Raw genomic sequence first — 379 nt, forward strand, 5'->3', positions numbered from 1 at the left:
GCCAGCGCGGCCAGCATCTGGCCCGTCTGGTTCGAATCGTCGTCGATCGCCTGCTTGCCGAGGATCACCAGCTGCGGCTGCTCCTTGTCGACCAGCGCCTTCAGGATCTTCGCGACGGCCAGCGGCTCGACGCTGTCGTTCGACTCGACCAGGATCGCGCGATCCGCGCCGATCGCCAGCGCCGTGCGCAGCGTTTCCTGCGCTTGCGTCACACCGACCGACACCGCGATCACTTCGGTCGCCACGCCCGCTTCCTTCAGGCGCACCGCTTCTTCCACCGCGATTTCGTCGAACGGGTTCATCGACATCTTCACGTTTGCGATGTCGACGCCCGTGTTGTCCGACTTCACGCGGACCTTCACGTTGTAATCGACCACTC

At 64.4% G+C, this 379-nt stretch carries 1 pseudogene; it reads right to left on the minus strand.

Annotation, left to right across the window (positions count from 1 at the left end):
• Positions 1-377, minus strand: a pseudogene (locus tag U5771_RS35390) (electron transfer flavoprotein subunit beta/FixA family protein); the annotation flags it as partial.
• Positions 378-379: the final 2 nt, after the last annotated feature.

The organism is Burkholderia sp. BCC1977, assembly GCF_905339595.1.
Lineage (GTDB): Bacteria > Pseudomonadota > Gammaproteobacteria > Burkholderiales > Burkholderiaceae > Burkholderia.